Genomic DNA, 20,760 nt, shown 5'->3' with positions numbered 1-20,760 from the left:
GCGCCAGCAAGAGCGTGCCGGAGCTACCGGCTCGGCCGCGGGTCGGCAAGCGCCGCCTGCATCATCTCACGCACCTGGCTTTCCATCAGTTTCGACGTCTCCTTGCGGTTCGAACCCTTGGAAAAGGCGATCGCCTCGCCGAAATGCACCTCGACGTCGAGCGCGCCCTCCGCCAGCAGAACCTTGAGATGCGGCATCAAATCCTCATCGCCGATCCAGGCGGCAAGCGGGCGATGCCGGCGGCCGAGCGGCACGCCGTGCAGACGCGTATAGGCGATCGCCACCGGCTGGATGAACACCTGTTCCGCCGCGCCTTCGGAAATCGCCATCGAGGCGGCGCCGAACAGCGTGCTCTTGAACGGCAGGACCATATTGCCGTCGCCGGTCGAGCCCTCGGCAAACAGCACCATCGCATCGCCCTTGGCCATGCGGCTGGCAATCTCGCTTGCCTGGTCGCCCGACGAACGCTTGCGCTCGCGCTCGATGAAGACGGTGCGCTGCAGCTTCGACAGCATGCCGATCAGCGGCCAGCCTTCCATATCCGCCCTGGCGATGAACTTTACGTCGGCAAAAGAGCCGAGCACCATGATGTCGGTCCAGGAGATGTGATTGGACGCAACCAGCAGCGGGCGCTTGTCGGACAGCGCTCCCTTGACATGGATGCGCATGCCGAGCGCCCTGACGATCAGCCTGTGCCAGACCTTGAGGATGAAGGTTTCCGGCCACCAGCCAGTCTTCATCGACAAGATCTGTAGCGGCACGAGGACCAACGAACCGGCGACAACGAGGCCCAGCGCCAGGAAAATCCTGATTTTCTTGATCATCGCCCCATCCCGGCCGTCTCGCTAGCGAAGATCGCGGCGCATGACAAGCGCGCCGGTCGGTCCGTGTTCGGTCGATCTGTAGTAATTCGGCCGCTTGCCGACCTCGCGGAAGCCCAGCCGACGGTAAAGCGCGATCGCCGCGACATTGGTCTCGTCGACCTCGAGGAATAGCGCTTCGGCGCGCTGCGCGTGCAGTTCGCGCAACACCGCGTCCATCAACTGCCAGCCCAATCCCTGCCGGCGATGCGATCGCGCCACCGCGACGGTCAGGATCTCGCCCTCGCCTGCCGCGAGCCTCGCCAGCACGAAGCCGACGGGCGGCTTGGAGCCCTGTCCGGTTTCGCGCGCCGCATAGCCGAACACGGTGTCCTGTTCGAGAAGAGCGGCGAATTCGCCATCGGTCCAGGGGCGGACAAAGTCCTCGCGATGCAGCAGTGAGACCGCCGGACTGTCGGCGATCCTCAGCGGCTCGAGCGCATAGTCCCGGCGGCGTGGTTGGAGAAAAGGTATGCGCATCTAATTTTCTTGCCTTGAAAGAATGAACCCGGCCTGCGGCTTGGCGTCGGCGCCGCGCATATAGAGTGGTTTCGGCCGTTCGCCCGCGCCCTTGGCGGCAGCCAGGCGGGCGTAGGTGACAATGTCGGCGGTGGCTGTCCGAGGGCCGACATCGAATTCGCGCCCGGCCGATGCGCTGATGAGCGCTGCCGCGGTGCCGGCAAGCACCGGAGACGCTTCCATCGCCATGGCCACCACGTCAGTCAGCGTGGCCACGGCCGGACCGTAAGTCAAGACTGACATTTCATCGTAGAAGGCCGCGTGGATCTCTTCACGGCCGGCATCGAGCGCCGCCAGCACGGCGCGACCGGGAAATGCCGCTGACGCTTCGGCGGCCAGCGCCTCCAGCGTCGTCACCCCGATTGCGGGTATCTTCAGCGCCAGCGCCAGGCCACGCGCGGTCGAGACGCCGACGCGCAGACCGGTGAAGGAACCCGGGCCGACAGAGACGGCGATGGCGCCAAGACCTGCATAGTCGGTTGCGCTTGCCTCCAGCGCTTCGGCGATGACCGCCATCAGTTGCTCGGCATGGCCCTTGCCGAGATCGAGCACCGAACGGCCAAGCTCCCGCTTCGCCACCACGTCATAGACGCAAGCGGCGCAGAGGTTGGCGGCACAGTCGATGGCAAGCAATTTCATGAGGCAACCGGTTCGAAAAACAATTCCCTGTGCCCGCCACGGCCCGCCACCGCAAGGGGATAGTGCATAATTCGTTAAGCGGCTTCGCTTGTAGCCTATGCGGCCTGTTCGATACGTAGCATGTGGTTGTCCCAGACATAGTCCGGTTCGGAGCGTGTCGCACCGCTGCCCTCGACGATCTCGCCGGCGCCGGTGGTGGCCATGAAGCCGGTTCCATCGGGCGCCACGCCGCAGACCTCGACCAATGCGCTGTTCGCAACGACCCGGCCGCTGGCCGCATCGATCACGACGAGCGAGTTGCCTTCCGGCGAGGAAACGGCGACAGTTCCGGCAGCCCGATTGGCGGCTACCGAGCCTATGTAGTTGCGGAAGCCGGACAAAACGTCCTGCGGCATGTCCAGCAACTGCAGCTCCTTGCCGCGCGCGGCGCGACCGACCAGCAACGGTCGATCGGTGCCCGGCCCCCTGTACTGGCAGCCGAACCAGACGCTTCCGGACCGATCGGTGTCCATGTGGCGGATCGACAGCTGATGCAGTGCGGCCGGCAATTCGTGCTTCTCGATAAGATCGCCGGTGACGCGGTCTATCAGCACATAGGACGGCTTCATGGTTGCAATGTTGAGCTCGGCGCGGCCGTAATCCGGATGGGTCTCGATGCCGCCATTGGCAACCGCGATCGTCCTGCCATCGCCCAGGAGCAGAAGCTCGTGCGGACCCATGCCATAGGTCGGGAATTCGCCGACACGGCTGAATTTGGCCCGCGCATCGTAGACGCCGACGACGCCGGCGGCGTTGTCGAAGTCGTTTTCGGTGGCATAGAGCAGCGCACCGTCGACTGAGAACACGCCATGGCCGAAGAAATGCCGGCCGGCGATGCTGGCGATGGTCAGCGGCGCGTCACGGCCCGAGTGATCGAAAACCACGGCGAAGGTGCCGGGCTGACGCGCGAAGACCACCGAGCGTTTCGATATGGGATCGAAGGTGACATCGTGGCCGCGATCGGGCAGGTCGATCGCATGCAGGACCTTGCCGGCCTCGGACAGGACGGCAGCGCCAAAGCTGCCGTCGCGTTTGACGAAAGCCGTGGCGAAGACGGCGTCGGCCACAAGCGTGGTTGCCCAGGCCGAGGGCGTCATCGTCGCCATGAAGCCAACGCCTGCAGCTCTCAGGAAATCGCGGCGATCTATCAGAGGGGTTTTCAATTCAGTCCCCATCCAGCGAAGAGAAGCCTGCGGTCAGTCCGAATTCGGCGGTCAACCTGGTGCCGATCAAGGCCGAGAGGCTGGAGGTGATCAGCGCGAAATGATCGAGCTTGTCACGCAGCGCCGGATCGGCAAGCGCCTTGTCGATTGGACCGCCGACCGCCTTGGCGGTGGCGACACCGTTGACCAGCTGGATGTGGATCGATTCGGCCATCCAGCGCGCATCGGTCTGCAGGGCATCGCCCAGCTTCGAGGCCTGGAACAGCGTATCGATGCCGGAGAGATTGCCGGCCAGTGACGCGGTGGTGTTTTGCGAGCGCCAGTAGATTGCCTGTTTCGGCTTGTCCGCATCCGGCTTGCCGCCGAAAAACCCTTTCAGGCGCACGTCGCGCACCATTTCGAGCTCATTGATGAAGACGCCGACCAGTTCCGTCACCGCTTCGTTGCCGTCGCGGTAAAGTGGGTTCTGCGGCCCCGGATTGGCCCAAAGCGCTGCAAAGCCGTCCGGCTTGTTCCAGGCGGCGCTGACCTCACCGGCCATGGCTTCGATGTTGCCGGCAACCGCCGCGCCATATGCGCAGCGGTAGGGATCATCCTTGCCGGCAAGTGCATCGGCGCCGTCGCCGTAAAGAACGAATTCGAGCGCGCCCAGCCCCTGCATGGCAACGCTCTTGCCGGCCAGTTGTGCCGGATCGGTCGCGGTCGGATCCTTGTCGGACAGCGCCGCCTGTACCTGTTTCAGGCCGATGCTCTTGCGATCCGGCCAGAACAGCATGCGCTCCAGCCGGTTGTTCTCCTTGATCGGTCCGAAGCCGATGATTTCGGCTGACGACCAGGCATAGACGGTGGCGGAGAATTCGGCGCGTGCGGCATCGAGTTCTCCTTGCGAGGGCGTAACGCACAGCTCGCGCATGGATCCGGTCAGGGCTTCCGCATGCTCGTGCAGGCCGGCATAGGCCGGGCGGACGAAGCCATCGATCGCGCGCTGGATGATATCGGAGGCTTTGACCGCCGCAGACGCAGGGACAACGCCCAGCAGGGCCAGCGGAAGAACGAGAAACAATGCAGAACGCTTGAACATCACAGTGACTCCAGGAATTTGAGCAGCGCGTCACGCTCAGTCGCACTGGCGGCGGCAAAGCGGTCGCGCGCTTTCTGCGCCTCGCCGCCATGCCACAGGATCGCCTCGGTCAGGCTGCGCGCGCGCCCGTCATGCAGGAAGAAGGAATTGCCGTTGACCGTCCCGGTCAGGCCGATGCCCCACAGCGGCGGCGTGCGCCATTCATTGCCCGTCGCATCTCCCACGGCTTGGCCATCGGCCAGATCAGGCCCCATGTCGTGCAGCAGGAAGTCGGAATAGGGCCAGATCAGCTGGAAGGCCTGCGCCTTGTTGGGCGTATCGCGGCGCGTGACGAATTTCGGCGTGTGGCAGGCAATGCAGCCGATCTCGTAGAATGTTTTTTTGCCCGCGAGCACGTCGGGCCGGTCGAGGTCGCGGCGCGACGGCACGGCCAGGTTCTGCGAATAGAAGGTGACGAGATCCATCACCGGCGGCGGCGCCTCGACCGGGCCAAGACGCTGCTGCACGCCGTTCGGCATGTCGAGGCATTTTGCCTCCGCAGCAGTGCAATCGCCCCAATGCTTCGGCTCTTCGGGCGTCGAGATGCCGATGTCGCCGGCAAAGGCGTCCGCCGCCTGCTGGCGGATCGACGCGGTCTGTGCCTTCCAGCCGAAACGGCCAAGCGTCAGTTTTCCGTTCAGGCTATCGCGCACGATGTTCGGCCTGCCGGAAATGCCGTCGCGGTCCCTGTCGTCCGGATCGGCGTGGGCGAGAATATCAGCCGGCGCGATCTGTTCGATCAGGCCCAAGCCGATCATCGGCGGGGTCAGGCGCGGCGACAGCGTGGTGCGTGGGTCAAGCGGCCCGTAGCCAAGGCCGTCAACCGAATAGCTCGGCTTGCGCAAGGAGATCACAGTGCGGTCCGTCAGCTCTACCTTACGTTCTTGGTAGTCGACATGCATCCTGCCTTCACCGGGCAGGCCGGGTACGGCGAGCTCCTGCAATTGCCTGCCGTAGACCGGGTCGGGGAAGTTGAGCACCTCGTGGTCGGCAAGCGCCGCCTTCTCTTCCGCGCTGCTGGCGTCACGGGCCAGCCGCAGGAACATCGACGTGGTGCCGACGTCGCCTTGCGGCGGGCGGCCGCGGCCATCCTTCAGATGGCAGTTCTGGCAGGCACGTTCGTTGAACAGCGGGCCGAGCCCGTCCGACGCCTGCGTCGAGGATGGCGACGAGACCCAGTTCTTGCGGAAAAGGGCATTGCCGAGCTTGAAGTCGCCCTCTTCCTCGAAGGTGATGTTGGCCGAGGATTGCGAGAAGGAATCGCGGCTGACGTCCTTCCGGGACGTGCCGGCGCCACCTTGCATCAGTTCGAACTGCTCTGGCCTGGAAAAATTCGCGGTCGGCCTCGTGACGGCGATGACGCGCGCCTGGTCCTTCGCATTGAGGTCGGTGCGAGTGGTGGCGAGCCCGGCAGGCTGAAGATCACCGGCCATCGCCGAAGAGGCAAGCGCCAACACGAGCACGACATAGCGCCGACGCGCCAATCCGGCCGGCGTCTTGCGAAGGAGCGGCGAGCCATTGGCCCGCCGCGAGCGGCGCACGAATTCTAGCAGGCGCCGCATTCCCGCATGCCCTTACTCCGCCTCGTCCGCCGATGCGGCGTTGAGCTGGCCGTATTTTTCCTCGCCGATCGAGGCAAGCAGGTCGAGCTGCGTCTCGAGAAAGTCGATGTGACCCTCCTCGTCGGCGAGCAATTCCTCGAACAGCTTCATCGTCACGTAGTCGCCGGCGTCGTTGCAGATTTCGCGCGACCGCTTGTAGGCGGTACGTGCGTCATATTCGCCGGCAAGATCGGATTCGAGCACTTCCTTGACGTTCTGCCCGATGCGCAGTGGCGCCACGGACTGCAGGTTCGGATGGCCTTCGAGGAAGATGATACGGGCGACGAGCTTGTCGGCATGGTGCATCTCCTCGATCGATTCCGCCCGCTCCTTCTTTGCCAGCTTGGCGTATCCCCAGTCCTCAAGCAGACGGAAATGCACCCAGTACTGATTGACGGCCCCAAGCTCCAGAAAAAGAGCCTCGTTAAGCCGCTCGATGATCTGCGGATCGCCTTTCATGAATTCTGCTCCCGTATTGGACGCGCAGGCCTCTGACGCGATCCAGGTGTGAAACGACATCCACGCCGCTCGCCTCCGAGCGGGCGTGGTAATTTTCGGTGACCCGAATGATCGTTTCCACCACATTTGGGAAGCAGCCGCAACAGCGACCGCGCTTTTGCATGGCATGATAGATCTTCGCCGGCACGATCAGCTGCCAGGGATCCTGGTCCAGCAGCCCGACGATCGTCTGCTCGATCTCCTTCTCGGTGATGATATTGCAATGACAAATCAGCATTGGCTTGCTCGGCTGGCTGACGGCGTCTCCCGCGCCGTGTGGCTTGATTTTCTAGCGGAGGCCGTTCCAGAGCCGGTTGTCCGGCTCCGGATCAGTCTCCTGTCTTTCGGCCCTTACTTGAACACCTTGTCCGGCGCGTCGAGGCTGTCGGACCCTTCGAAGGCGATGGTGCTGAGCTTCAGGGAGCCGACGGCACGCTCAATCGACTTGGTCTGATCGATCAGCGCATCGATCGCCGCCTGCACGGTGGCGTTGCCTTCAACGTTGCCCTCGGCGATCTGCTGGTCATAGGCCTCGCCGGCCAGTGCACGCGCCTTGATCGCCTCCATCTTGGCGACCGAAACATCGAGTTTGTCGGACAGTTCCTTGTCGATCGCCGGATCGGCCGCCTTCACCATATCGGCCACCGAGGGACCCGAAACGACGGTGCCGTCGAGACGCGTGTAGCTCGCATGATAGGCCGCGCGAATGCCGATGGCGTCGTAGAGATGCGAATTGTAGGTGTTGTCGGAGAAGCAATCGTGCTCCTCTTCCGGATCATGCAGCAGCAGGCCGAGCTTCATGCGCTCGCCGGCCAGCTCGCCGTAGGACAGCGAGCCCATGCCGGTGAAGATGGTCGAGATCGCCGTGTTCGGCTCACCATCGACAAGAGCCTTGCGGGCGGCGCCGTCTTCCTTCCAGTTGCCGACCATCTCCTGAATATCCGAAACCAGAAGGTCGCTGGCCGATTTCAGATACTCGGCGCGGCGATCGCAATTGCCGCCGGTGCAGTTCTTGAGGTCGTAGTCGGTATAGGGGCGCTCGCCGGCACCCGGGCCGGTGCCATGCAGGTCCTGGCCCCAGAGCAGGAATTCGATGGCGTGGTAGCCGGTGGCGACATTGGCCTCGATGCCGCCGGCTCCCTGCAGCGTGCCGGAGAGGAACTCCGGCGAAAGCTTCGATGCATCGACCTTCTTGCCGTTGATCTCGATCTCCTTGTTGGCGATCACATTGGCCGTGTAGAGCGCGTTCGCGTCCGATTCGGAGCCGTAGCTCTTGGCGACGTAGTCGATCAAACCTTCATCCAGCGGCCAGGAATTCACCTTGCCTTCCCAGTCGTCGACGATCTTGTTGCCGAAGCGGTAGACCTCGGTCTGCTGGTAGGGAACGCGCGATGCCTTCCAGGCGTCACGGGCAGCGTTGAGGGTTTCCACCGATGGCGCGGCGAGCAGCGCGTCGACCGCCTTGTCGAGCGCCTGCGCGGTGGTCAACGAATCCTCGTATTTGGCGAGTGCGATGTCGGAATAGGTCTTGATGACCGCCTTTGCATCGGTTTCCGCCTTTGCCGGCAACACGAATACCGCCACCGTCAGCAGGGCAGTGGCGCCGATCGCCGCAAGCCTGCTGCCATATCGTGCTGTCATAATCACTCTCCAGTTTCTCGGAAATTCTGTAAACGGCGCGCGCAACAACCGGCGCCAGGCCATCTGTGGGCCATTGGGCGCAAGAGATGCCGCGCCATCGCGCGGTTCGCGGAAGAAAGACACCAAAATGCCTCCAATCGAAAGGGTTCAAGGCCCAGACATTAAAGGGATGCGCTGACGCGCGAGCCTCCATAAAGCTGCGACATCGTCGGATGTCAATGACAATCCGTAGGAAAAGTCAATTGAAACAACAGTTTAGAATTATTCTAAACTACGACTGTCAACTTTATGCATCTTCTGCACCGGTCTTGCCACTGAACTGTACGATTGACAGCCGCCATTCCGGGTGCGACCCGCAAAAGCTCTCTTGCGGCGGCACCAGACAATTGCCACTTGGCGAGACATCCTAGGATAGAAGCGGGATTGGAATGCGATGAAGAACGGTGTGGTCATTGTCGGCGCGGGTCATGCGGGCGTGCAAGCGGCCGCCAGTCTGCGCGAAGACGGCTATGACGGGCCGGTGATCCTCGTCGGGGATGAGGACGAACTTCCCTATCACAAACCGCCGCTGTCGAAGACTTTCATCAAGGATGCAGAGGCCAAGCCGCAACCCTTGCGCGGCGAGGCCTTTTACACCGGCAGCGCCATCGATTACCGGCCTGGCGTCAGGATCGATCGAATCGATGCCGGACGCCGCAGTTTGGATATTGCCGGCGGTGGTGCGCTGGCCTTTGGCCACCTGATCCTGGCGACAGGCTCGCGCCCGCGCACGCTGCCGCTGCCCGGTGCCGACCTGTCCGGTGTGCTGTCGCTGCGCTCGCTGGCCGATGCGCGGCTGATCCGCGACCTCAGCGCGCAAAGCGACGAAGTCGTCATCCTCGGCGGCGGTTTCATCGGGTTGGAGATCGCAGCCACGTTGAGGGCCGCCGGTCGCACGGTGACAGTGGTCGAGGCGGTGGACCGGCTGCTCGGCCGCGCCGTGGCGCCGGTCGTGGCGAGCCACGTCCGGCAACGGCTGGAGGCGACAGGCGTGCGCATCCTCACCGGCACCTCGATCGCCAGGCTCGATGGCGAAAACGGTCATGTCACGGCCGCCATCACCTCATCAGGCGAAAGGCTGCCGGCGCGCATGCTCATCGTCGGCGTTGGTGCCGTGCCGAATTTAGAACTGGCGCAGGCGGCCGGCCTCAGCATCGCCAACGGCATTCGCGTCGATCATCAGATGCGCACGTCGATGCCGGAGATTCTCGCCATTGGCGATGCTGCCTCCTACCGGCACTGGTTCACCGGCGGCGACGTGCGGCTGGAATCGGTGCAGAATGCCACCGACCAGGCGCGGCTTGCCGCGCGCACGATATCGGGCCATGCCGACGCCTATTCGGCGGTGCCATGGTTCTGGTCCGACATCGGCGACATGAAATTGCAGATGGTCGGCCTGACCGCCGGCGGCGACAGCCATGTCGTGCTGGGCGACCTGCCCGACAACAAGTTCTCGATCTACCACTATGCCGGCGACCGGCTGCTCGGTATCGAATCGGTCAACCGTCCCGGCGACCACATGCTTGGCCGCAAGATGCTCGGCGCCGGCTTCTCGCCGACGCCGCAGCTGGTTGCTGAGGGACCTGACGGTCTGAAGGCGGCGCTGGCCGCATTCCAGCAGGATGAGCCTGCAAGGGCTGCGGGCTAGCCCCCCGCTTACCCTCCCCCTTGTGGGGAGGGTCGCTGCGAAGCAGCGGGGTGGGGGTGGGCGCCAAGCCCCCACCCGGACCTTCGGCCCGACCTCCCCACAAGGGGAGGGTAGAAGTTCAGGCGGCGCAGACTTCGCGGATCGAGCTTTCCAGGATGTCGAGTGCTTCGTTCATGACCTCGTCCTGGATGGTGATCGGCGCCAGGAAGCGGATGACGTTGCCGTAGACACCGCAGGTCAGCAGGATCAGGCCCTTGTCGAGCGCCTTCAACCGGATCGCATTGGCGATCTCGGCCGACGGCAGGCCCTTCTTGACGTCGTTGAACTCGACCGCATTCATGAAGCCGAGGCCTCTGATGTCGACGATCTCGGGCACGTCGTCACGGATCGACTGCAGCCGCTGCTTCAGCCTTGCGCCCAGCGTGTTGGCGCGGTCGCACAGGTTTTCGTCCTCGATCACGTCGAGCACGGCGTGCGCGGCGGCAACACCGATCGGGCTGCCGCCATAGGTGCCGCCGAGCCCGCCGGGGCCGGGCGCATCCATGATTTCGGCGCGGCCGGTGACCGCGGCCAAGGGAAAACCGCCGGCCAGGCTCTTGGCCATGGTGGTGATGTCTGCGGCCACCTCATGGTGATCCATCGCAAACATCTTGCCGGTGCGGGCAAAGCCGGTCTGCACTTCGTCGGCGATCAGCAGCATGCCGTGCTGGTCGCAAAGCTTGCGCAGCGCAACCAGGAAGTCACGCGGCGCGTCGTAGAAACCGCCCTCACCCTGAACCGGCTCGATGATGATGGCGGCAACGCGGGCAGGATCGACATCGGCCTTGAACAACCGGTCGAGGGCCGCCAGCGAATCGGGGACCGAGACACCGTGCAGCGGCACCGGGAACGGCGCATGATAGACGTCGCCCGGCATGGCGCCGAAGCCGACCTTGTAGGGCACGACCTTGCCGGTCAGCGCCATGCCCATGAAGGTGCGGCCATGGAAGCCGCCGGCGAAGGCGATGACCGCCTGACGGCCGGTGGCATTGCGGGCGATCTTGATGGCGTTCTCGACAGCCTCGGCCCCGGTGGTGACGAAGATCGTCTTCTTCTCGAACTTGCCGGGCAGCATGCCGTTCAGCCGTTCGGCCAGGCGCACATAGCTCTCATAGGGCACCACCTGGTGGCAGGTGTGGGTGAAGCGGTCGAGTTGTGCCTTGACCGCCTCGATCACCCTGGGATGGCGATGCCCGGTGTTGACGACGGCGATGCCCGACGAGAAATCGATATAGCGACGCCCCTCGACATCCCAAATTTCCGAATTTTCAGCCCGGTCGGCATAGATCTGCGTGGTCATGCCGACGCCGCGGGAAATCGATTGGTTCTTGCGTTCGGAAATGGCTGAATTCTTCATCGTATCCCTCACCGGGCCGGCGCCCGTCCTGTTTGATGCCGTTGAGACGTCTTCTGACCTTATTTCACGTTTTCCTCAAGTCGGCACCACCGGCAGGCGATTGGGCCTGCGACGGGTGGATCCCGGCGCTTAGCCAGTTGCCCGATACACGTACGAGACCGGTTTCCTTTTCCCGGGGATCGACTATCCTCCAGATATCCGCGAGGTCTCGCGATCCGCGCGAGCCGCCCACGGGGCTGGGGGAGTCCATGAGCAGGAACGCGACATCGTCCGTCTCGCGGCCGTCGGTCAAAACCCCCTGCCTGTTTTCTTGTCCGATCGCCTCGGTGCTTTTCGCTTGCACGGCGGCTCTTCTGCTAACCGGCTGCCAGAAGCAGGAGGCGGCGGACAAGAAATTGCCGGTCATGGTGCGCACCGAAACCGTGGCGATGGCCGACTATGCGCCGAGAACCTCGCTGACCGGGGTGATCGCGGCGCGTACGCTGAACAATCTGTCGTTCCGGGTCGGCGGTCGCGTCGCCGAACGGTTTGTCGATGTCGGCCAGCATGTCGATCAAGGCACGGTGCTCGCCCGGATCGATCCGCAGGAGCAGGAATCCGATTTGCGCTCGGCGCAGGCCGATCTCGACGCGGCGCAGGCGCAATTGACCCAGTCCGCCGCCGCCTTCGAACGGCAGAAGACGCTGCTCGCCCAGGGTTTTACCACCAGGCGCGATTATGACGCCGCGGACCAGGCCCTGAAGGTGGCACAAGGCAGCGTCGATGCCGCGCAGAGCGCTTTCTCCAACGCCCAGCAAAACCTGTCCTTCACCGAGCTCAAGGCCGGCGCCGCCGGCGTGATCACCGCCCGCCAAGTCGAAACCGGCCAAGTGGTGCAAGCCGCGCAAACCGTCTTCACCGTCGCCGAGGACGGTGACCGCGACGCCGTGTTCAACGTGCAGGAGACGCTGATCGCCAAGACACCGGCATCGCCTGCGGTGACGATCACGCTGTTGTCCGATCCGCAGGTCAGGGCGACGGGCAAGGTCCGCGAAATCTCGCCTGCGGTCGACCCGGCTTCGGGCTCGATCCGGGTCAAAATCGCCATTCCCGACACGCCCGCCGGCATGCCGCTTGGGGCAGCCGTCATCGGCACGGTAAGCGCCAAGCCGGCGAAGGCGATCCTGCTGCCCTGGCAGGCGCTGACGTCCAGCGGCGGCAAGCCGGCGGTCTGGATCGTCGATCCCTCGACCAAGTCAGTGACGATGGCGCCAGTCGAAGTGCTGGCGTTCAATTCGGGCACGGTCGTGATCGCCAAGGGGCTGGACGCGGGCCAGAGCGTCGTCACCGCTGGAGGACAGCTGCTCAGCCCTGGACAGACGATCGAGATATCGGGAGCGGGCCAATGAGCCGGACGCCACGCATCCTGCTCGGCGTGCTCATGCTCGGCGCGCTGGCATCCTGCTCCAAGTCGGAGGAAAAGCCGCCCGAGATCGTCCGACCGGTGCTGTCGATGGTGATCGAGCCGCGCACCACGCAAATCTTCGGTTTTGCCGGATCCGTCGAACCGCAGGTCAGCGCCGACCTGGCCTTCCGCCTGCTTGGCCGGGTCGTCTCGCGCGACGTCCAGGTCGGCGACATCGTCAGCAAGGGCACGACGATAGCGGCACTGGATCCGACCGCACTGGAGTTGGGCCTCCAGGCGGCCAAGGCGGAACTGTCCAATGCCGAGGCGCAGCTCGCCAACGCCGCCGCCAGCGAGGAACGGCAGCGCCAGTTGCTCGCCTCGGCCAACGCCACGCAAGCTGTCTTCGATGCCGCGCAGCAGGCGCGCAAAGCTGCGGAGGCAGGTGTCGAGCGGGCCAAGGCTTCGCTTGCCAAATCGCAGGAACAACTCGGCTATGCCAGGCTGTTCTCTGATTTCGACGGTGTCGTCACCGCGGTCGGCGCCGAAGTTGGCCAGACGGTCTCGCCCGGCCAGACCGTCGTCACCGTGGCGCGTTCGGACCTGCGCGAGGCGGTGGTCGACATTCCCGATCAATTGACCGGTGATCTTGAGGCCGGCACGCCCTTCCAGGTGATCCTGCAGTCGCTGCCGACGATCCAGACCGGGGCCAAGCTGCGCGAGATCGCACCGCAATCCGAGGGCTCGACCCGCACGCGGCGCGTCAAGCTGACGCTCACGGATCCGCCACAGGCCTTCCGGCTCGGCTCGACGGTGACGGCGACCCGCGAGACCAAGGTGGCACTGACGATCGAACTGCCCATGTCGGCGCTGTTCGAAAAGAACGGTTCCGCGAAAGTGTGGATCGTCGACCCGCAGACATCCAGCGTGAACGCACGCGACATAAAGGTCGCGTCGAAGAATGGCGGCACCTTCACGGTGGCCGAGGGGCTGGAGGCCGGCATGCGTGTTGTCACGGCGGGCGTCCACAGCCTGAGCGAAGGCCAGAAGGTGACAGTGCCCGAGGGAGGGGCCTCATGAAAGGCTTCAATCTCTCCGACTGGGCGCTCAACCACCGCTCCATGGTCTGGTATTTCATGCTGGTCTTCGTCGTGGCTGGCGTGTTCTCCTACCTCAATCTCGGCCGTGAAGAAGACCCCAATTTCACCATCAAGACGATGATCATCCAGGCCAACTGGCCGGGCGCCTCGGTCAGGGAAACCGTGCAGCAGGTGACCGACCGTATCGAGAAGAAACTCGAGGAACTCGACAGCCTCGACTACACCAAGTCCGTCACCACGGCCGGCCAGACCGTCATCTTCGTCAACCTGAAGGACACCACCAAAGCACGCGATGTCGTGCCGAACTGGATTCAGGTGCGCAACATGGTCAACGACATCGCGGCGCAGTTTCCGCAGGGGGTGCAGGGACCCTTCTTCAACGACCGCTTCGGCGACGTCTATGGCAACATCTACGCCTTCACATCGGACGGGCTGACGCCGCGCCAGTTGCGCGACTATGTCGAGGACGCCAGAACAAAAATCCTGACCGTGCCCAACGCCGGCAAGGTCGACCTGGTCGGCGCCCAGGACGAGGCGATCTATCTCGAATTCTCGACCCGCCAGATCGCCGCCCTCGGCCTCAACCAGCAAGCGATCGTGGCGAGCCTGCAGGCGCAGAACGCGATCACGCCGTCCGGCGTCATCCAGTCCGGGCCGGAGCGCATCAGCGTGCGTGTCGGCGGGCAGTTCACCTCCGAGGACAGCCTGCGCGCCATCAATCTGCGCGTCGATGACCGTTTCTTCCGCCTCAGCGACGTGGCGACGATCACGCGCGGCTATGTCGATCCGCCTACGGCACTGTTCCGCTTCAACGGCCAAGACGCCATCGGGCTCGCCATCGGCATGAAACCCAACGCCAACCTGCTCGAATTCGGCGAGGCGCTGCACAAGGAGATGGACAAGGTGCTGGCCGACCTGCCGGTCGGTGTCGGCGTGCATCTGGTGGCCGACCAGCCGGTCATCGTCGAGGAGGCCGTCTCGGGCTTTACGCGCGCGCTGTTCGAGGCGGTCGCCATCGTGCTCGCCGTGTCGTTCATCAGCCTCGGCATGCGCGCCGGCTTCGTCGTGGCGCTGTCGATCCCGCTGGTGCTGGCCATCACCTTCACGGTCATGGCCTATCTCGGCATTTCGCTGCAGCGTATTTCCCTGGGGGCGCTGATCATCTCGCTCGGGCTTCTGGTCGACGACGCGATGATCGCGGTCGAGATGATGGTGGCGCGGCTGGAGGTCGGCGACAATCTGCGCAAGGCGGCGACCTATGTCTACACATCGACCGCCTTTCCGATGCTGACCGGTACGCTGGTGACGGTCGCCGGCTTCATCCCGATCGGCCTCAACAACAGCGCCGCCGGCGAATATACCTTCACCCTGTTCGTGGTCATCGCCGTTTCGCTGCTGGTGTCATGGATCGTTGCGGTGCTGTTTGCGCCACTGCTCGGCGTCACCATCCTGCCGGCGACGATGAAAACCAAGCATCACGACCAGCCCGGCCGCTTCACCTCGCTTTTCCGGCGCGTGCTTGTCGGCTCGGTGCGCCATCACTGGCTGACCATCATCGTCACCGTGCTTTTGTTTGCCGGCTCGATCGCCGGCTTCGGGCTGGTGCAGCAGCAGTTCTTTCCGCCATCGGACCGGCCGGAGCTGATCGTCGACTGGAACCTGCCGCAGAATGCCTCGATCGCCGACACGCGCGACCAGATGGAGCGGTTCGAGCAGCGGGCGCTGGTCGGCAATCCCGACATCGACCATTTTTCGTCCTATATCGGCCAGGGCGCGGTGCGTTTCGTGCTCGCCTATGACGTGCAGCCGGCCAACCCCTATTTCGGCCAGACCGTCATCGTCACCAAAAGCATCGCGGCCCGCAACCGGGTCAAGCCGGCGCTTGAAAAACTGCTGCGCGAGGAGTTCGTCGGCACCGACGCCTTCGTCAAGCCGCTCGAACTCGGACCGCCGGTCGGCCGCCCGGTGCAATATCGCGTCGGCGGTCCCGACATCCAGACGGTGCGCGAACTGGCGCAGCAATTCGCCGGTGTCATCTCCGCCAATCCAAAACTTGCCGCGCCGACCTTCGACTGGAACGAGCCGCAGCGTGTGCTGAGGGTCGACGTGCTGCAGGACAAGGCACGCCAGCTCGGTATCACCTCCTCCGACATCGCCAGCGCGCTGAACAGTACGGTCGGCGGCGCCACCATCACGCAGGTGCGCGACGCCACCTATCTGATCAATGTCGTGGCGCGCTCGCGTGGGTCCGAACGCGGCTCGATCGAAACCTTGCAGAACATGCAGCTGCCGACCAGTACCGGCGAGGCTATCCCGCTCGCGGCCGTCGCCAACTTCCGCTACGATCTGGAGCAGCCAACGGTGTGGCGACGCGACCGCATCCCGACCATCACCGTGCGCGCCGGACTGGTCGGCGACGTGCTGCCGGCCACCGTCGTCAACGAGTTGAAGCCGTCGGTCGATGCCTTCACCGCCAAGCTGCCGCCGGGCTATTCGATCCCCACCGCCGGCTCGGTCGAGGAGAGCGCCAAAAGCCAGGGACCGATCGCCGCCGTCGTGCCGTTGATGCTGTTCGTCATGGCGACGATCCTGATGGTGCAGTTGCAGAGTTTTCAGCGTCTGTTCCTGGTGGTGGCCGTGGCGCCGCTCGGCCTGATCGGCGTGGTGGCGGCCCTGGTGCCGAGCGGAGCACCGCTCGGCTTCGTCGCCATCCTGGGCGTGCTGGCGCTGATCGGCATCCTGATCCGCAACTCGGTCATCCTGATCGTGCAGATCGAGGATCTCGTCCGGGAAGGCAAGGACCGCTGGGCCGCTGTCATCGAAGCGACGGAACACAGGATGCGCCCGATCGCGCTGACGGCGGCCGCCGCCAGCCTGGCGCTGATCCCGATCGCACGCGAAGTGTTCTGGGGGCCGATGGCCTATGCCATGATGGGCGGCATCATTGCCGGCACGGCGATTACGTTGCTGTTCCTGCCGGCGCTTTATGTGACGTGGTTCAGGATCAAGGAGCCGAAAGCCCAGGAAGAGCCACCCGTGGAGAGCGGCGAACCGGTGCAAGCCCAGACTTAAGGCTTTGGCGGGTCATTCGTTGTCGTTAGAGGGTACGGGACGTGACTTTGCACGCCGCCATGGCGATGATTTCGAGGCGCGCCAAGCATGCCAACCTTTAGGCAAATCGGCCAACTCCAGGATAGTTTGATCCCACCTCACCACCTCTTGCAGGCCGACCAGCATTATGTCGCCGTCATCCACAGGTCCGGGTTCGCTGTTGTGGAATTGCCAAGTGCCACCTTCGTCGTTGTAGCTGTCGTCGTCGTCATCTTCATGCACAACGTATGCGATCCAGTCGCCACGTTTAAATATGCTCTTGTCCGAATACACTGCGAGATTGGGCGGATCCGCAAACTTCCATTCCTCCATAGGAATTCCCCGAGATGGTTGTTCGACGCAAACGAGAAAACGAATTCAGGCGGTTCTCACAAACCCGTCGCTGGCCCGCAGCAGATTGCGCGTATAATCCTTGGTTACGCGGCGTTCGACAAGGTCTGCCGCCGCCAGATTCTCCACAGCCTCGCCGCTTTGCATCACCATCAGCCGTTCGCACATATGGGTGATGATGGCGAGGTCGTGGCTGACCATCAGGAAGGTCAGCTTGCGCCGCTTGCGTACCTCTTCCAACAGGTTGAGCACTTCCGCCTGCACCGAGGCATCGAGCGCCGAGGTCGGCTCGTCGAGCAGCAGGATCGACGGTTCGAGAATGAGTGCACGCGCAATCGCCACGCGCTGGCGCTGGCCGCCGGAGAGCTGGTGCGAATAGCGGAACCGAAAACCGTTGCCGAGGCCGACCTCGTCGAGCGCCCGCTGGATGCGCTTTTCGCCGTCGGCAAAGCCATGGATGGCAAGCGGCTCCTGCAGCAGACGGTCGACGGTCTGGCGTGGGTGCAGCGAGCCGTAGGGATCCTGGAAGACCATCTGCACTTCGCGGTAGAAGGCCTTGTCGCGGCGTGGCCCAAGCGTCTTGCCGTTGACGACGATGCCGCCCGAAGCGACCGGCGCAAGACCGGCGATGGCCCGCAGCAGCGTCGATTTGCCGGAGCCGGATTCACCGACCAGGCCGAAGGATTCGCCCGGCTGCACGTCGAGGCTGACACCCTTCAGCGCGCGAAAACGGTCGAAGATCACTTCCAGCCTGTCGACGGCAATCGCGGAAGTCATGCCGCCCACTCCGGCTTGCGGTCGAGCACCGGCAGCGGGTGGCGGTCGGCGCCGATCTTGGGCATGCAATTGAGCAAGCCGCGCGTGTAGGGATGCTGGGCATGGCCGAGTTCGGACGCCTTGAGCTGCTCTACCACCTTGCCGGCATACATGACGATGACGCGGTCGCAGAAGGACGAGACCAGGCGCAGATCGTGCGAGATGAAGATCAGCCCCATGCCGCGCTCACTGACCAGCCGGTCGAGAATGCCGAGCACATCAAGCTGCACGGTGACGTCGAGCGCCGAGGTCGGCTCGTCGGCGATCATCATTTCCGGACCGGCGATCAGCATCATGGCGATCATGGCGCGCTGGCCCATGCCGCCCGAAACTTCATGCGGATGCAGGTTGAAGACGCGAGAGGGATCACGGATCTGCACCGCCTCCAGCATGGCCAATGCGCGGTCGCGTGCCTCGGCCTTGCCGACCTTTTCATGGGTGCGCAGCGTCTCGACGATCTGGCGGCCGATGCTCATGACAGGGTCGAGCGAATATTTCGGGTCCTGCAGGATCATGGCGATGCGTTTGCCGCGCAGCTTCCGACGTTCGCGCGGCGAGACGCTGAGCAGGTCGATGCCGTCGAAGGCGAGCTTGTTGGCCGATATCCGGGCCTGCGGCGGCGTCAGGCCCATGATGGCGCGGCCGGTCTGCGATTTTCCCGAGCCGGACTCGCCGACGATGCCGAGCCTTTCGCGGCCGAGCGAAAAGGAAACGCCGCGCACCGCCTCGATCAGCCCGGTGCGGGTCGGGAAAGTGACGCGCAGATCATCGACGTCGAGAAGCGCGCTCATTGGTCACCACTACGGGGATCGAGCGCGTCGCGCAGGCCGTCGCCGAGCAGGTTGAAGCCGAGGCTGACGATGAGGATGGCGAAGCCCGGCGCACCGGCCACCCACCACTGGTCGAGCACGAAGCGGCGGCCCGACGCGATCATCGTGCCCCATTCGGGCAGCGGCGGTTGCGCGCCGAGGCCGAGGAAACCGAGCCCGGCGGCGGTCAGGATGATGCCGGCCATGTCGAGCGTCACCCTGACGATCAGGGACGAAATGCAAAGCGGCATGATATGGCGCAGCACGATGCGGAAGGGCGAGGCGCCCATCAGCTGCACCGCCTTGATGTAGTCGGAATTGCGCACCGTCAGCGTCTCTGCCCGCGCGATGCGGGCGTAGGGCGGCCATGAGGTGATGGCGATGGCCAGCACCGCATTCTCGATGCCGGGGCCAAGTGCTGCGACAAAGGCCAGCGCCAGGATCAGCTTGGGAAAGGCGAGGAAGATGTCCGTGATGCGCATCAGGATGGCATCGGTCCAGCCGCCGGCATAGCCGGCCACCGTGCCGACCAGAAGGCCGATCGGTGCCGCGATGATGGCGACCAGGATGACCACATAAAGGGTCCAGCGCGAGCCGTAGAGGATGCGCGACAGGATATCGCGGCCGAGATCATCGGTGCCGAACCAGTGCTCGGCGCTCGGCGCCAGCAGGCGCGCGTTCTTCAGGTCGCCGAACGTCGGAGAATAAGGTGCCAGCACGCCGGCAAGGGCGGCAACGACCAGCAGGGCAACGATGATGAGCAGGCCGAGAAAGGCCAGACGGTTGGCGGAAAAGCGCCGCCACGCCACATAGGCGCGACCGAGCCTTGCCTGCATGCGCGAGGCCGGCCTCTCGCTGAGCAGCCAATCGCGACGGCTCTGGATGGTCTCGACGCTCATGCGGACTTCGTCCTCGGATCGAGCACCCGATACAGCAGGTCGGAGAGGAGATTGATGGCGATGAACACCGAGCCGATGACGATGGTGCCGCCGAGCACCGCATTCATGTCTGCGTTCTGCAGCGAGTTGGTGATGTAGAGGCCGATGCCCGGCCACGAGAACACGGTTTCGGTGAGCACCGAGCCTTCGAGCAGCCCGGCATAGGAGAGCGCGATCACCGTCACCATCGGCACCGCCGCATTGCGCAGCGCGTGGCCCCAGATGATGCGGGTTTCCGACAGGCCCTTGGCGCGTGCCGCGACGATGTATTCCTGGGACAGTTCGTTGAGCATGAACGAGCGCGTCATGCGGCTGATATAGGCGAGCGAGAAGTAGCCGAGCAGCGATGCCGGCAGGATGATGTGGCGGAAGGCGTCGTAAAACACGTCCCACTGCCCCTGCATCGCGGAGTCGAGGAGATAGAAGCCGGTGATCGGCGTAAAAGTGTACTCGTAGACGACGTCGAGCCGCGCCGGGAAGGCAACCCATTGCAGCTTGGCATAGAACAGCACCAGCGCCAGCAGGCCGAGCCAGAAGATCGGCACGGAATAGCCGATCAGGCCGATGATGCGCACGATCTGGTCGATGAGACTGCCGCGCTTGACCGCCGCCAGCACGCCGAGCGGCACGCCGAACAGCGCCCCGATCAGCGTTCCGAGCGTCGCCAGTTCGGTGGTTGCCGGAAGCGCCCGGCGAATGTCGGTCATGACCGGATTGGTGGTCAGCACGGAGACGCCGAAATTACCGTTCAGGGCATTTTTCACATAGATGTAGAACTGCTCGATCAACGGCAGATCGAGGCCCATCTCGCGGCGCGTGCGCTCGACGACATTGGCCGGCGCCCGGTCGCCGAGCACCGCCAGCACCGGGTCGATCGGAATGACGCGGCCGATGAAGAAGGTGACCGCGAGCAGACCAAGATAAGTCGTGATCGCGATGACCAGGAAACGGCCAAGCGATGATGCAATAACGACGGCGCGGGGGGGGGCCCCCCCCCCCCCCCCCGGCGTTTTAAACCGGCTCAATACCCCGGTGCGCCGGGCCCATTAATTTTGCAACCGCCCCCCCAAAATTGTTTGGGAGCGAGGGCCGAGCGCCGGGGGAATATT

Annotated in this window: 19 protein-coding genes; 4 read left to right on the top strand and 15 right to left on the bottom strand. The window is 64.1% G+C overall.

The genetic code is table 11. The features are described 5' to 3' along the window. Positions 1-23 precede the first annotated feature (23 nt). The 9 genes from olsA to AC0L3E_RS22800 form a co-directional block, all read right to left on the bottom strand. Complete coding sequence (gene olsA, locus AC0L3E_RS22840) at positions 24-824, bottom strand: lyso-ornithine lipid O-acyltransferase (protein WP_127266949.1); 801 nt, start codon at positions 822-824, stop codon at positions 24-26. Positions 825-845: 21 nt separating this feature from the next. Continuing rightward, on the bottom strand, positions 846-1,340 hold the full coding sequence (gene rimI, locus AC0L3E_RS22835) for a ribosomal protein S18-alanine N-acetyltransferase (protein ID WP_128306964.1): 495 nt from the start codon (positions 1,338-1,340) through the stop codon (positions 846-848). After that, positions 1,341-2,018, bottom strand: coding sequence for a tRNA (adenosine(37)-N6)-threonylcarbamoyltransferase complex dimerization subunit type 1 TsaB (gene tsaB, locus AC0L3E_RS22830; RefSeq protein WP_128306965.1), 678 nt, complete (start codon positions 2,016-2,018; stop codon positions 1,341-1,343). A 95-nt stretch (positions 2,019-2,113) separates the two neighbouring features. Next, positions 2,114-3,220, bottom strand: a complete 1,107-nt coding sequence (locus AC0L3E_RS22825) for a DUF1513 domain-containing protein (protein WP_127395541.1) — start codon at positions 3,218-3,220, stop codon at positions 2,114-2,116. 1 nt (position 3,221) lies between these two features. After that, entirely contained in the window at positions 3,222-4,301 is a 1,080-nt protein-coding gene (locus AC0L3E_RS22820) for an imelysin family protein (RefSeq protein WP_128309470.1), read from the bottom strand. Beyond that, positions 4,301-5,902, bottom strand: coding sequence for a di-heme oxidoreductase family protein (locus AC0L3E_RS22815; RefSeq protein ID WP_473605673.1), 1,602 nt, complete (start codon positions 5,900-5,902; stop codon positions 4,301-4,303). Before AC0L3E_RS22815 ends, AC0L3E_RS22820 begins: the two co-directional genes overlap by 1 nt. Positions 5,903-5,914: 12 nt before the next feature. Continuing rightward, positions 5,915-6,400, bottom strand: coding sequence for a bacterioferritin (gene bfr, locus AC0L3E_RS22810; RefSeq protein ID WP_013527914.1), 486 nt, complete (start codon positions 6,398-6,400; stop codon positions 5,915-5,917). After that, positions 6,366-6,677 (bottom strand): (2Fe-2S)-binding protein, encoded by a 312-nt coding sequence (locus AC0L3E_RS22805; protein ID WP_023811421.1) that lies wholly within the window; start codon positions 6,675-6,677, stop codon positions 6,366-6,368. Before AC0L3E_RS22805 ends, bfr begins: the two co-directional genes overlap by 35 nt. A 113-nt stretch (positions 6,678-6,790) precedes the next feature. Next, a complete protein-coding gene (locus tag AC0L3E_RS22800; protein WP_473605672.1) occupies positions 6,791-8,080 on the bottom strand; it encodes an imelysin family protein in 1,290 nt (429 codons plus the stop codon). Positions 8,081-8,513: 433 nt separating this feature from the next. Here AC0L3E_RS22800 and AC0L3E_RS22795 point away from each other — a divergent pair, with 433 nt between their 5' ends. Beyond that, entirely contained in the window at positions 8,514-9,767 is a 1,254-nt protein-coding gene (locus tag AC0L3E_RS22795; RefSeq protein ID WP_473605670.1) for an NAD(P)/FAD-dependent oxidoreductase, read from the top strand. A 118-nt stretch (positions 9,768-9,885) separates the two neighbouring features. On the opposite strand, the gene AC0L3E_RS22790 is transcribed toward AC0L3E_RS22795, so the two are convergent. Continuing rightward, on the bottom strand, positions 9,886-11,163 hold the full coding sequence (locus AC0L3E_RS22790) for a 4-aminobutyrate--2-oxoglutarate transaminase (RefSeq protein WP_473605669.1): 1,278 nt from the start codon (positions 11,161-11,163) through the stop codon (positions 9,886-9,888). A 248-nt stretch (positions 11,164-11,411) separates the two neighbouring features. On the opposite strand from AC0L3E_RS22790, the gene AC0L3E_RS22785 reads away from it, so the two are divergent. From AC0L3E_RS22785 to AC0L3E_RS22775, 3 genes are read left to right on the top strand one after another with little or no spacing between them, the layout of a single operon-like run. Next, entirely contained in the window at positions 11,412-12,551 is a 1,140-nt protein-coding gene (locus tag AC0L3E_RS22785; RefSeq protein WP_128307742.1) for an efflux RND transporter periplasmic adaptor subunit, read from the top strand. Continuing rightward, entirely contained in the window at positions 12,548-13,627 is a 1,080-nt protein-coding gene (locus tag AC0L3E_RS22780; RefSeq protein WP_352580090.1) for an efflux RND transporter periplasmic adaptor subunit, read from the top strand. Before AC0L3E_RS22785 ends, AC0L3E_RS22780 begins: the two co-directional genes overlap by 4 nt. Beyond that, positions 13,624-16,719 (top strand): efflux RND transporter permease subunit, encoded by a 3,096-nt coding sequence (locus tag AC0L3E_RS22775; protein ID WP_473605668.1) that lies wholly within the window; start codon positions 13,624-13,626, stop codon positions 16,717-16,719. Before AC0L3E_RS22780 ends, AC0L3E_RS22775 begins: the two co-directional genes overlap by 4 nt. 12 nt (positions 16,720-16,731) lie before the next feature. Here AC0L3E_RS22775 and AC0L3E_RS22770 read toward each other — a convergent pair whose 3' ends face one another. Genes AC0L3E_RS22770 through AC0L3E_RS22750 form a run of 5 tightly spaced genes read right to left on the bottom strand, consistent with a single transcriptional unit; the run spans position 16,732 to position 20,676 of the window. After that, positions 16,732-17,070 carry a hypothetical protein gene (locus AC0L3E_RS22770; RefSeq protein ID WP_127267901.1) on the bottom strand — a complete coding sequence of 113 codons (339 nt, stop codon included), beginning with the start codon at positions 17,068-17,070 and terminating at the stop codon, positions 16,732-16,734. 45 nt (positions 17,071-17,115) lie between these two features. Next, the gene (locus AC0L3E_RS22765) at positions 17,116-17,865 is read right to left on the bottom strand and encodes an ABC transporter ATP-binding protein (protein WP_473605667.1); all 750 of its coding nucleotides are present in this window, start codon (positions 17,863-17,865) and stop codon (positions 17,116-17,118) included. Next, positions 17,862-18,695, bottom strand: a complete 834-nt coding sequence (locus tag AC0L3E_RS22760; RefSeq protein ID WP_473605666.1) for an ABC transporter ATP-binding protein — start codon at positions 18,693-18,695, stop codon at positions 17,862-17,864. Before AC0L3E_RS22760 ends, AC0L3E_RS22765 begins: the two co-directional genes overlap by 4 nt. Beyond that, positions 18,692-19,612 carry a nickel transporter permease gene (nikC, locus tag AC0L3E_RS22755; RefSeq protein WP_127397215.1) on the bottom strand — a complete coding sequence of 307 codons (921 nt, stop codon included), beginning with the start codon at positions 19,610-19,612 and terminating at the stop codon, positions 18,692-18,694. Before nikC ends, AC0L3E_RS22760 begins: the two co-directional genes overlap by 4 nt. Beyond that, complete coding sequence (locus AC0L3E_RS22750) at positions 19,609-20,676, bottom strand: ABC transporter permease (protein ID WP_473605664.1); 1,068 nt, start codon at positions 20,674-20,676, stop codon at positions 19,609-19,611. The genes nikC and AC0L3E_RS22750 overlap by 4 nt, the downstream gene beginning before the upstream one ends. Between the last annotated feature and the right edge of the window lie 84 nt (positions 20,677-20,760).

It is taken from the genome of Mesorhizobium sp. WSM4822, from assembly GCF_055811155.1.
Note: the sequence above shows the minus strand (reverse complement) of the source record. Positions and strands in the feature narration are given on the sequence as shown.